Annotated in this window: 9 protein-coding genes; 3 read left to right on the top strand and 6 right to left on the bottom strand. The window is 60.9% G+C overall.

What is annotated here, in order from left to right; translation table 11 throughout:
- Positions 1-61 precede the first annotated feature (61 nt).
- From AX725_RS06130 to AX725_RS06115, 4 genes are all read right to left on the bottom strand, one after another.
- Complete coding sequence (locus tag AX725_RS06130) at positions 62-3,031, bottom strand: Tn3 family transposase (RefSeq protein WP_066115293.1); 2,970 nt, start codon at positions 3,029-3,031, stop codon at positions 62-64.
- A gap of 91 nt (positions 3,032-3,122) precedes the next feature.
- Positions 3,123-4,541 carry a mercury(II) reductase gene (merA, locus tag AX725_RS06125; RefSeq protein ID WP_066115296.1) on the bottom strand — a complete coding sequence of 473 codons (1,419 nt, stop codon included), beginning with the start codon at positions 4,539-4,541 and terminating at the stop codon, positions 3,123-3,125.
- Between the two features lie 37 nt (positions 4,542-4,578).
- On the bottom strand, positions 4,579-4,884 hold the full coding sequence (locus tag AX725_RS20445; protein WP_017503487.1) for a heavy-metal-associated domain-containing protein: 306 nt from the start codon (positions 4,882-4,884) through the stop codon (positions 4,579-4,581).
- Positions 4,885-4,920: 36 nt separating this feature from the next.
- On the bottom strand, positions 4,921-5,316 hold the full coding sequence (locus AX725_RS06115) for a mercuric transporter MerT family protein (protein ID WP_014072602.1): 396 nt from the start codon (positions 5,314-5,316) through the stop codon (positions 4,921-4,923).
- 76 nt (positions 5,317-5,392) lie between these two features.
- On the opposite strand from AX725_RS06115, the gene AX725_RS06110 reads away from it, so the two are divergent.
- Together AX725_RS06110 and AX725_RS06105 are read left to right on the top strand one after the other, a co-directional pair.
- Positions 5,393-5,815: a MerR family transcriptional regulator gene (locus AX725_RS06110; protein ID WP_062348314.1), complete on the top strand. Its 423-nt coding sequence runs from the start codon at positions 5,393-5,395 to the stop codon at positions 5,813-5,815.
- Positions 5,816-5,985: 170 nt separating this feature from the next.
- A complete protein-coding gene (locus AX725_RS06105) occupies positions 5,986-6,300 on the top strand; it encodes a recombinase family protein (RefSeq protein WP_082741364.1) in 315 nt (104 codons plus the stop codon).
- A 103-nt stretch (positions 6,301-6,403) separates the two neighbouring features.
- Here AX725_RS06105 and AX725_RS06100 read toward each other — a convergent pair whose 3' ends face one another.
- Together AX725_RS06100 and AX725_RS06095 are read right to left on the bottom strand one after the other, a co-directional pair.
- Positions 6,404-7,189 carry an SDR family NAD(P)-dependent oxidoreductase gene (locus tag AX725_RS06100; protein WP_066114998.1) on the bottom strand — a complete coding sequence of 262 codons (786 nt, stop codon included), beginning with the start codon at positions 7,187-7,189 and terminating at the stop codon, positions 6,404-6,406.
- Entirely contained in the window at positions 7,186-7,737 is a 552-nt protein-coding gene (locus AX725_RS06095; protein ID WP_004213210.1) for a recombinase family protein, read from the bottom strand. The genes AX725_RS06100 and AX725_RS06095 overlap by 4 nt, the downstream gene beginning before the upstream one ends.
- A 139-nt stretch (positions 7,738-7,876) precedes the next feature.
- Here AX725_RS06095 and AX725_RS06090 point away from each other — a divergent pair, with 139 nt between their 5' ends.
- Positions 7,877-10,834 (top strand): Tn3 family transposase, encoded by a 2,958-nt coding sequence (locus AX725_RS06090; RefSeq protein WP_031286087.1) that lies wholly within the window; start codon positions 7,877-7,879, stop codon positions 10,832-10,834.
- Positions 10,835-10,891 lie beyond the last annotated feature (57 nt).

Raw genomic sequence — 10,891 nt, 5'->3', positions numbered from 1 at the left:
AGGCGTCACCTCAAGGTTTGTTCGCCAGACAACGATTTCTCGGACATAAGCGGAACATGGGCTACGCTACACGCTTCAACCGCGCCATTGGCTCGTTGAGTGGGTGGAATTCACCTGCTGGAAGTCGCCTGGCCTGCTCCCAGAGGTAATCGCCGGTCAGACTGATGTGCGCCCAGCCCATCGGAGAAAGGTGCGCAAGCAGTGCCGCATCGAACGTCGTGCCGACAGCGTTGAGGTGCTGGGCGGCCCGGTCGAGATAGACCGTGTTCCAGTAGGAAATCGCCGCAATCAGCAGGTTCAGCCCAGATGCGCGAAATTCCTGATTTTCCAGCGAGCGATCGGTGAACCGACCCTGCCGGTTGGTATAGATGGCGGCGGCAAGCGTGTGCCTCGCCTCGCCTTTGTTGAGACCGGCCTGACAGGCACGTCGCAGTTCCGGTTGTTCAAGCCAATCGAGCGTGAACAAAGTGCGCTCGATACGGCCCAGTTCAGCCAATGCAAAATCCAGCCTGTTCTGGCGTTTGTAGGCGGCAAGTTTTCGCAAGATTACTGACGGCGCCACCGTGCCATCCTTGATTGAGGCGACAATCCTGACGATGTCATCCCAATCGGCCTCGATCGCTGCCGTTTTGATGGTGCGGCCCATCAGATTTTCGATGCCCTTGTATGTCGATGGCGCAGCGATCGAACCCAGCTTGCGGTCGCCAATATCGCGCAGCCGGGGCGCGAAGCGGAACCCGAGTAGGTGGCAGAGTGCGAAAACATGATCGGTGGCGCCGCCGGTATCGGTATAGTGCTCATGCAACGGAAGGTTGCCGGCGCCCAGGACAAGCCCGTCGAGCACGTAAGGCGCTTCACCTGCCGTCGCGGACATGATCCGTGATCCGAATGATGCGAAGTGATCGGAAAGGTGAGAATAGATTTTCACGCCAGGTTCGGCGCCATATTTGGCATTGACGTCCGCCGCCCCTGAACGGCTCCGCCCCGACCGGAAGAACTGGCCATCGGACGACGAACTGGTGCCAGCGCCCCAATGCCGCGCGAAGGGTAATTCGTGATGGGCTGAGATGATCATGGCCAGCGCGGCCTGATAGTTCTCGGGTGAAAGATACCAGTTGTGGGTCCATGCGAGTTGGGCATAGCTGACGCCTTCGCTGGCATTGGCCATCCGCTCCAGCCCGAGGTTGGTGCCATCAGCCAGAATTGCGGCGAGTACCGTGCTGGGGTTGTCGTGCTCCTTGCCTGAGCGCAGGTCACGGAATGCGTTCAAAAAACCAGTGCGTTCGGCGACTTCAAGCAGCAGCTCGGTGATGCGCACGCGGGGAAGCAGGGTATCGAGCTTGCGATCGAGGGCTTCAGCTTCCGGTGGGGTGACAGGCGGCATTTGCTGAAGCTTGAGCCGGTCTCGTTCGAGCGACACTCCCTCAAGCTTGTTTGTTTTCAACTGCTTGGCAAATCGGCGCAGCCGCCAGTCAAGATTTCGTGCCCGGTCAGCGAGGTAGGATGCAGCATTTGAATCGAACGGAAGCACATCCGCCACTTTGGCGGCGTCGCGCCGACCCAGCAAATAGGCATCGAAGCGCTGATAGTTGCGGGTTCCCTCGATCCATACATCACCGGCGCGCAAACGATCACGCAAGGTTGCCATGATCGCAATTTCATAACGTCGGCGGTCGATACGGCCGCTTTCGGTGATGAGACGCTTCCACTGCCGATTGGGGAATGGCAGTGGAACGCCATCGGGAAGGTCGCGCGACTTTCGTGTGTTCGCATCGCGAATGACATCGATGGCTTTGATCAGTGCCGTCCCTGTTCCAGACGCCTTGAAGGTGAAGGCGTCCAGAAATGCCGGGCGGAAACGCCGTAGCGTGGCGTAACGCTCGGTTGCCGTTACCAGTGCGTCCTCGCCGGCAAGATCAGCAAGGGCATCTACTTGGGCCTTTGCCGCAACAAGCCGGTGCCAGCCCACCGCTTCGTCAATCAATTCGAGCGGATCGCCGCCATTCTGGACAGCCTCATCAAGTGCTGTAATCGTGGCGCCAAACAGCCGCATGAGTTGCCCCACCGACTGAATACTATCTTGGTAGCGACGCTCGCGCCCACGCCGCGCGCGCGTGAACATGCCGCCGATAAGTCGGTCAAACATTTGGATCGCGCCATCGGCAAGTCTGGCCTCAAGGTCGATCACTGCGGCCGTCAACGTCGCCCGCCTGCGATTGACGCTGTAATCCGAAAGCAGGAATGCCGGTGCCACGCCGCCCTCGCGGACAAATTGGGCAAAGCGGAATTCCGGAATGGCGCCCCCAACTACCGGGTGGATACCTATGCCGCGAACATAGCGCAGGCGCTCAAGCAAGCCATTGATATTGGCCGCAGTCGGGGCTTCTTCGAAATTACGCAACCACGCCAGCGGTGTCATGCCGAAATCCGGGTTGTTGATTACGAGTTCGTCTAGCCGTGTCAGTCCAGCAGAGCTGAGGCCTTCGACGATTGCGGCTGCGGCAGCTTTGCGTGCGCGTGCCCGGCCAGCAAGACCGGCGCGTTCCAGTGTGTCGCCTGACGGAAGAATGAACCGCTCACCCTTCAGGCCAACCATGAGGGCGCGAACAATCGGTTCACCTCTGTCTGTATACTCGGCGGCTTGCGCGGCAAGATTCAGGGCAAGTGCCAGGTCGCCGCGTCGAAACGGGCGTATGCCAAGATAACGCGCCACGAGATCGGCATGATCGGTACGGGTTTGCGCGCGCTGACCATATGCAGAGAAGGAGGAAGGATCGACGAATAACTGTGCCGCGAGGTACTGAAGAATGACGTCGGGAAGCCCGATCTCGGGTTGCAGACCAAAGCCGGGATGTCGCATCAAAGCGATTTGTGCAGCCAGACCGAGGCGATTTGCTGGACCATAGCGGCGCCCAACCAATTCAACATCTTCCGCAGAAAGGGTATAATGCCCAATGATCGCGGTTTCTTGGACAGGAGGATCGAACAGGCGCCGGCGCTCGTCTCCGGTCAGAAGTCGGCGTCGTGCCATTTTGCTCTCCCGCTGAGGCGAATAACAAAATTGACACCAAAGCGGCTTGCACTGGAGGGAGGCCATTCGTTGCCGGTTGATCCCCGAGCAATCACCCGGCGCAGCAAGACAGTTTGGCGACATCCTTATCAAACGTTTGGGCCGCCAGTTTGAGGCCTTCCACAGTGGTCAGGTAAGGAAATATCGTTGCACCCAATTCCAGGGTGGTCATGCCGTGTTTGATCGCCAGCACCAGTGTCTGGATCGAATCCGCGCCTTCGGGTGCCATGATCTGGCCGCCCAGCAAACGGTCGTTCGCCTTGTCGGCAATCAGTTTGATGAGACCCCGCGTATCGCGTGCTGCCAGTGCCCTTGGCACAGCATCGAGCGGGAGCAGCGAAACCTTGATGTCCAGGCCTTGCGCCCGTGCTGTCGTTTCAGTGAGGCCGGCGCTGGCGACTTGCGGGTCGGTGAAGACGACGGATGGCATGGAGGAATTGTCGTAGCGGTATTGGTTGCCCGTCACCGCGTTGCGCGCGGCCAGTTTTGCGCCATAGGCGGCCATGTAGACGAACTGGTCCCGTCCCGTTACATCGCCCGCCGCGTAAATGCCTGGAACCGACGTTTCGAGGTGGTCATCGACGACGATTCCACCATTACGGGCAAGCACTATGCCGCGCTCCTCCAGCCCAAGCCCGTCGCTATTGGGTCGGCGTCCGGTGGCGATGAGCACCTGTTCCGCCGCGACGGTGTCACAATGCCCCTCGCAGGTCAATTCGACCCCGCTCTGTGTTTGGGCGATACGCTGATAGCCGACACCTGCGCAAACCCGCACGCCCTCGGCTTCCAAATAGTTTTTCAGCGCGGCACTCACTTCCGGGTCCATTTCGGGGAGCAGGCGGCTTCGGCAGCAGATGGTGACATCAACGCCCAGACGCGAAAACATCTGTCCCAGTTCTACCCCGATCACCCCGCCACCGATCACCAGCAGCGATTTGGGCAAGCGATCCAGCGCCAGCGCCGATGTGCTGGTTAGGTAGGGCACGCTGTCCATCCCCGGAATCGGCGGCACGGCGGCGTGCGCACCCATCGCCAATATGACCTTGCCGACCTTCATGGGCGCATCGCCGACAATCAGCGCACCATCGGCAAGGCGTGCCTTGCCCTCGATATAGCTCACACCTTCATAGGCGGGCAGCAGATCGACATATTTTTTTTGGCGCAGCGTCGTGACAAGATCGTCCTTCGACGCCGCCAATACGGACCAGTCATCCATCTGGACAGCGCCCCCAAGGCCGGGAAAGCGCGCGGCGGCAAGCCCACCATGCACCGCTTCGGCGGCGCGGATCAGCGTCTTGGAAGGAACGCAGCCAACATTGACACAGGTGCCGCCAATCGTGCCGTGACCGACGAGCGCCACTTTCGCGCCCAGATCGGCAGCGGCGATCGCGGCGGAGAACCCGGCAGAACCCGCGCCGATGACGGCAACGTCAAATCCTTCCTGCCCGGGGCGGTTGCAACAGTCGTTCATTGCTTATCGCTTTCTTGAGGCGCTGGCGGCGCCCCGCTCAGTTTTGAATAGCGCGCGCCGGATAACCCGCGTTGGTTGATGCAGCGGCAATCGCAGCAGCATTGGTGCGGCGCGGGTTATAGGTTGCGCGCGCGGTCTTGGCTGCGAAATCGACCGTGACCGCCGTTACCCCGGCGACGCCTTCCATCGCCTTCTTCACGGTGATCGGGCAGGTGGCGCAGGTCATGTTCTCTATGGCAAAGGTGGTTTGCTTCTGAGCGGTTGCGGTAGCCGCGGGGCGATCTTGCGCCGTGCCACTAACTGCATAGGCGACCCCGCCGCCAGCCATAGCCAGCACGGCCATAGCGATACATACTGTCTTTTTCATGGGTATTTCCTTTCAATAGAACCAGGGTGCCCACCAGTCGATGGTGAGCGCCAGGATGGCGACGGCAAGGCCCAGCCACAGCACCGCCTTGGTGGTCCAAGCCGATTGTGGACGAGCGCAGTAGGAACCGTCTTCACAGGGCGGTTTCGGCTTGAAATAGACATGCCAGAAGCCGTAGCCGAGCAGCGCGAGCGTTACGCCTGCGACATAGGGCTTGTAAGGTTCGAGCGCCGTCAGGTTGGCGATCCACGCGCCGGAAATTCCGAGCATAACCAACAGTAGCGGGACGACGCAGCAAGCCGAGGCGAGCCCCGCGCCGATCAATGCGCCCGCCGCAACCCAGTTTGCCTGCTTCGGCTCGTGGTTTTCGGTGAGGGCTGGCTGTCCCGCTTCCGGCGTTGAGACCATGGCTTGAATCCCTTGTTCCAACTGAGTGATTCGCAGTGTAGGCTCTGTAGCCACTACAGACTCAAGAGGTATTTTCATGGAGCAACAGGTCGGCATCTTGCGTGCCCAGCTTGCCCGGAAAACAGGCTGCAATCTCGAAACCATCCGCTATTACGAGAAGGTGGGATTGCTGCCGGGGCCGCCTCGCAGTTCCAACGGCTACCGCGTCTATTCGCCGGAACTGGTGCAAAGGTTGCAGTTCATCCTGCGCGCGCGCGACCTTGGCTATGCAATGGATGAGATACGGTCATTGTTGTCGCTCACCGATACCGGTGCACAAACCTGCGCGGAGGTTATGGCGAGAACCGAACTCCACCTTGAAGATGTCCGCCGCCGCATTGCAGATTTGCAGAAGATAGCGGTGACGCTGGCGACCACGTTAGCCAGATGCACTGGAGATGACGTTGCCGAATGTCCCATCCTGGAAGCACTCCAGTTTTTACCCCATCAAGGCAATTGACGCCATCTTTGAGGGATTTGATTTTGTGATGTCAGCTTGGAGTATAGCCTAACCGGACGTCAGGGCGCTACCGCGGTTTCTGTCAGATTAGGGTACTAAACGGAATTTGTTGACGAATGTCGTTGCGTATCATAGATTTCAACCTGACATTTTGATGGAGAGAGTGCGCAGTGAAGGGGCAACGGATCGGCTATGTCCGGGTCAGCACGTTCGATCAGAATGTGGATCGCCAATTGGAAGGTCAGTCGCTCGATCGGACCTTCACCGACAAGGCATCGGGCAAGGACGTCAACCGCCCCCAGCTTGAGGCTCTGCTCACTTTCGCCCGCGAAGGCGATACCGTCGTCGTCCACAGCATGGATCGGTTGGCCCGCAATCTGGATGACCTGCGCAAGCTGGTCCAGGGCCTCACCAAGCGAGGTATCCGGATCGAGTTTGAGAAGGAAAGCCTGTCCTTCTCGGGGGAGGACTCCCCGATGGGGTGACTACACGAAAGTGACGTATCTGCACGCTAAGGGCGAACAAATCCGGTACGATGCCAGCAGATGCTATTCGCAGGCTTTCCTGCCCCTTTTATGTGGTGCCGCCCTACGGGCGCCGATATGGGAGGGCGGCAATCCGATTGACCAACGATCGAGGTAGAACCCTGCTCGCCAAATATGTGAGCTGGTTGCCCATCCCCGGTATGGCGAAGGATTGCCGATAAACCAGAGCGTGGACTGCATGGGCCGCGCACCGGTCAACGTCCATCGAACCCAACCTCCCCCACTTCAAATCGCTGAGGGCAGCCATGTCTGTGTCGATTCCACCGGGTGCAAAAGACCCAACACTCACTCCCGTCCCGGCAAGCTCCACGGAAAGCGCTCGCATGAGGGTGCTCACATAGGCTTTCGACGCGCCGTAGACCGCTTGGAAGGGCACGGATGTTTCGCCCGCCAGGCTCGACACGGCGATTACTGAGGATTCAAACGGCTGCTCCCTGAAAATCGCAATCAGGCGAGCCAGCAAATCCGTGAAACCGAGTATGTTTGTTTCAATTACCTCGGCATAAGTGTCGGCACGGCCTGCATCAAATGAACCAACGCTCGTCATTCCGGCAACCAACAAAGCGGCTGTTACTTGCAATTCTGCAACCTTAGCCGCGATTTTCTCCCTGCCCTCGATTTCACGTTGATCAGCCACTATAATCTCGCACGGCACATTGAACCGCTCGTCAATTTCGGTCTGTAGCTCCCGCAAGTTGTCGAGCCTTCGTCCAACAATCAGGGGCTTGGCCTGGTACGATGCCGCCAAGCGGAGGGCGGACGCTCTGCCCAAACCGGTCGAAGCCCCTGTGACCAGCACCCACGAGTTCTTGATCGCCAGCGGTTTCACGCGTTTTCCAGAGCCTTGTATAGGGCGGTTTTGCCGATCTTGAGCCGGGCCGCCGCCTCACGAACAGTGAGGCCCGCTGCGATATGCGCCCGCGCTTTACGTAGTTTGTCGGGGGTAACGACAGGCCGGCGACCACCCTTGTTGCCCCGCTCGCGTGCGGCCTTGAGGCCGGCATGAGTGCGTTCACGGATCAGGTCACGCTCGAATTGGGCCAGCGAGCCGAAGATGTTGAACACCAGCATGCCGCCCGAAGTGGTGGTGTCGATATTCTCGGTGAGTGAGCGGAACCCGATGCCGCGCGCCGCAAGCTCGCCGACCTTCTCGATCAGGTGGCTCATCGAGCGGCCGAGGCGGTCGAGTTTCCAGACCACCAGCGTGTCGCCGGGGCGCAAATAGGCGAGCGCTTCGGTTAGGCCAGGCCGATCGGCTTTTGCCCCGGATGCGTGATCGTCGAATATACGGTCGCACCCGGCAGTGTTCAGCGCGTCAAGCTGGAGCGACAGCTTCTGGTCTGCGGTCGAGACGCGCGCATAGCCGATCAGCGCCACATGATGCCCGATCCTGTCCGTTTTCCCGTCATTATGCGATCTTGTCCGAATCGCCGTTACAGGTCCAGAGTTAACGGACATATTCCTGTTGGCCGCCAGAGGACCGTCTGACGGACACGCAAAGCGAAGGAGATGATGCTTGGCGAGACGGCGACTGGTGAGCCTGGAAATCTGGGCGAGGCATTATGGCGCGCCGCTCGATGAGCGCGAGATCGCGCGTCATTATACGCTGACCAGCGACGACCTGGAAATTGTCGGCCGCCGTCGCGGCGATGCCACCCGGCTCGGCTATGCGATGCTCATGCTATATATGAGATGGCCTGGCCGTGCGCTGGAAGCGGGCGAAGTCCCGCCCGCTCCTGTGCTCGCCTATGTGGCGCAGCAACTCGGCGTCGCGCCGGCAGCCTTCGCGGATTATGCCCATCGGGACCAGACCCGTCGCGAGCATCTCGTCGAAATCCGACGATCGCACGGGTTCAGGATTTTTGACCGCAACGCTTTCCGTGAAGTTGTCGCCTTCTCGGTCCCAATCGCGCAGACCATCATACACCCCGGCCAGATGGCAGACGTCATCGTCGATGAACTCCGGCGCCTGCAGATCCTCCTGCCTTCTCCGTCGATTCTCGAAGCGGTGCTGCGGCGGGCGCGCCAGCAAGCCGAACAGCTTACCTATGAAGTGCTCACGAATGGCCTGCTGCCTGACACCCTTCAGGGCCTGGACGATTTGCTGGCCCGACGACCGGGGCAGGTCGCGACATGGCTATCCTGGATGCGCAATGCGCCACAATCGCCGGCAGCGCGCAACATCCTGCGCCTGATCGAACGGCTCGCCTATATCCGCGCGCTGGGCCTCGATCGCGCCCGTGCCGACATGATCCCGGCTTTGACTTTTGACAGGCTGGCGGACGAAGGCAGCCGCATCACACCCCAGCACCTTGGCGAACTCAATGCCCTGCGCCGCCATGCGACGCTGGCGGCAACCGGCATCCGGCTTGAGGAAAGCCTGACCGACGCCACCCTGACGATGTTCGACAAGCTGTTGGGCAGCATGGCGCGCCGCGCCGAGAACCGGACCCGCGACAAAGCCCTCAAGACGGTGCGCGAGTTGCAAGGCCACCTCCGGACGCTCACGGGGTCTTGCCGCCTCCTCATCGACGCGCGCAGCAAGGGCGTGGATTCTCTGGCGCAGATCGAGGCGCTGGACTGGCAGCACTTCGCCGTGGCCGTCGAGCAGGCCGAAGTGCTCGGGCGACCGGAAACCGTCGATCGCACCGCCGAATTGATCGAGCGGCATCGGACGGTGAAGCTCTTTGTCGGCGCTTTTCTCAACGCCTTCGAGTTTCGCGGCGCCGGCGCGGTTCAGGGGCTCCTGTCAGCGCTGGCCATCATCGCGGAGCTATATCGGACCGGCAAACGGCGCTTGCCTGATCGCGTGCCGCTACGCTTTGTGCCGCCCGCATGGCGCCCGTTCGTCCTGCGGGATGGCATCGTTGATCGTGCCGCTTATGAACTATGCGCCTTGTCGCAACTACGCGAGCGGTTGCGAGCCGGGGATATATGGGTCGCGGGAAGCCGGCAGTTTCGCGATTTCGACAGCTATCTCATACCGCCGGCGACCTTTGCGGCGCTGCGCGAGAAGGGGCCGTTGCCGCTCGCCATCGAAACGGATTTCGAGCGCCATATCGAGGAACGGCGCACCAGGCTCGACACGGCGATCGAGCAGGTAACGGTCCTTGCACGGCAAGGGGAGCTGCCCCAGGTTAAGCTTGACGAAAACGGTCTCATCATCTCGCCGCTGAAGGCGGCAACACCGCCCGCCACCGAGATTGCCCGTCGCGCCGCCTATGATCGACTGCCGCGCGTGAAGATCACCGATCTTCTGCTGGAGGTCGATGCCTGGACCGGGTTCAGCGAATGCTTCATCCATCGTCGTTCGGGCCGGGAAGCCGACGATCGCAATGCGCTGCTCACGGTCATCCTCGCCGATGGCATCAATCTCGGCCTCACACGCATGGCGGAAACCTGCCGGGGCGCAAGTCTGCGTCAGCTCGCCCATCTTCACGACTGGCACATCAGCGAAGCCGCCTATGGCGAAGCGTTGGGAAGGCTGATCGACGCCCATCGCGCCATGCCGCTCGCCGCGCTGTGGGGAGACGGCACCACTTCGTCGAGCGACGGACAGCAATTTCATGCCGGGGGCCGTGGGGCCGCGATCGGCGACATCAACGCGCGCAGCGGCAACGAACCAGGCGTTGCCTTCTACACCCATGTCTCGGATCGATATGACCCCTTCGCAAGTCGGGTGATCGCGGCGACCGCTGGCGAAGCGCCCTATGTGCTGGATGGCTTGCTGTATCACCAGACCGGCCTGACGATCGAGGAGCACTACACCGATACGGGCGGGGCATCGGACCATGTGTTCGGCCTCATGCCCTTCTTCGGCTACCGCTTCGCGCCGCGCCTGCGCGACATCAAGGAGCGTCGTTTACACCTCCTTCCCGGCCAAGAATCCGGCCCCTTGCTTGCCGGCATGACGGCCGAACCGATCGCATTGGGTCATGTCGCGGCGCATTGGGACGAACTGCTGCGGTTCGCCACGTCGATCCGCACCGGCACCGTCACTGCTTCGGCAATGCTGCGCCGCTTGTCCGCCTATCCGCGACAGAACGGACTGGCCCTCGCACTACGCGAGCTGGGCCGCCTCGAACGCTCCATTTTCATGCTCGACTGGCTGCGCGACATCGACCTGCGCCGGCGCACCCAGGCGGGCCTCAACAAAGGCGAAGCCCGCAACGCGCTCGCCCGCGCGCTCTTCTTCAACCAGCTCGGCGAACTGCGCGATCGTCGGTTCGAGAACCAGACCTATCGCGCCTCCGGCCTCAACCTGCTCGTCGCCGCCATCATCTTGTGGAACACTCGCTATCTCGAAATGGCGCTGGCGGACATCGGCACAGCCGACGAAATCGCACGCCACATCGCGCCATTGGGCTGGGAGCATATCTCGCTGACCGGTGACTATAGCTGGAATGTTGAAGATCAACCCGATCCGGACGCCTTGCGACCGCTGCGCGCCGTCAACTCCCTACTTGCCGCGTGACGTTCGCTATCCGTTCGCCCTTTCCGTGCAGATACGTCACTTTCGTGTAGTCACCCC

The organism is Blastomonas sp. CCH9-A1 (assembly GCF_001557175.1).
GTDB classification, from domain to species: domain Bacteria; phylum Pseudomonadota; class Alphaproteobacteria; order Sphingomonadales; family Sphingomonadaceae; genus Blastomonas; species Blastomonas delafieldii_A.
Note: the sequence above shows the minus strand (reverse complement) of the source record. Positions and strands in the feature narration are given on the sequence as shown.